General features: G+C 69.0%; 1 protein-coding gene. It reads left to right on the top strand.

Translation table 11 applies throughout. The features are described from left to right. Positions 1–152: 152 nt before the first annotated feature. A partial coding sequence (locus tag JOL79_RS33545) for an IS1380 family transposase (protein ID WP_230985974.1) occupies positions 153–1,194 on the top strand: 1,042 nt, incomplete at its 3' end.

Here is a 1,194-nt window from a genome sequence, read left to right as displayed (position 1 = left end):
CCTCGGGCTTTCGCGGCGAATTTGAGCGGGCTTGATCGTTTACATGAGAAAAGTGCCTTTGAGCTGGGAGGATTGGGCTTGTCTAGAGTCCTGTCCGCACCAGTTCAGAAGGCACTTTCCACGTGAAGACTACCGCCTTCCAGCGCAAGATCATGGTGTCCGCAGACGGCCCGGGACTCATCTCGCAAGCCGGTGGGCTGCTGTTGCTGGAGACGTTGCGGGTCACCGGCCTGGGCAGGGAACTGTCGGCGCAACTGGAGCGGTGGCGTCCGTCCCGCGCGATCCATGACCCGGGCAAGGTCATCGCCGATCTGGCCCTCACCGTGGCGCTGGGTGGGGACTGCCTGGCCGACATCGCGATGCTCCGCGCCCAGAGCGAGGTGTTCGGCCCGATCGCTTCCGATCCGACCGTGTCCCGGCTGATCGACCGCCTGGCCGCCGATCCCGCCCGCGCGTTGAAGGCGATCCGCACCGCCCGTGCCATCGCCCGCGAGCGGGCATGGATGCTGGCCGGCACCCACGCCCCCGGTGCGGACGGTGAACTGATCCCCGTCGACATCGACGCGACCCTCGTCATCGCCCACTCCGACAAGGACCAGGCCACACCGACCTGGAAGAAGACCTTCGGATTCCACCCGATGACGGTCTTCGCCGACCACGGCCCCGCAGGTGGCGGGGAACCGCTGGCGATCGTGCTGCGGCCCGGCAACGCCGGGTCCAACACCGCCGCCGACCACATCACCGCGACCCGCCTGGCCACGGCTCAGCTTCCCAAGCACCGCCGCCGTCAAGTGCTGATCCGCACCGACTCCGGCGGCGGCACCCACGAGTTCCTCACCTGGCTGACCCGGCCCGGGCGGCGGCTGTCGTATTCGATCGGGTTCGCCCTCACCGAAGAGGTCCAAGCCGCGATCCTTGCCTTACCCGAGCAGGCGTGGACACCCGCCTACGACGCCGAGGGCCAGGTACGGCCCGGTGCGTGGGTCGCCGAGCTGACCGGCCTGGCCAGGCTGGACGGCTGGCCGAAGGCAATGCGCCTGATCGTCCGCAAGGAACGCCCGCACCCGGGCGCGCAGTTGCGCTTCACCGACATCGACGGGCACCGCTTCACCTGCTTCGTCACCAACACCCGTCGGGGCCAGCTCGCCGACCTGGAGCTACGCCACCGCCGCCGCGCCCGCTGCGAAGACCGCA

It is taken from the genome of Microbispora oryzae (genome assembly GCF_017896165.1).
Taxonomy (GTDB): Bacteria; Actinomycetota; Actinomycetes; order Streptosporangiales; family Streptosporangiaceae; genus Microbispora; species Microbispora oryzae.
The sequence above is the reverse complement of the archived record's forward strand: the minus strand, read 5'-3'. Positions and strand labels throughout refer to the sequence as shown.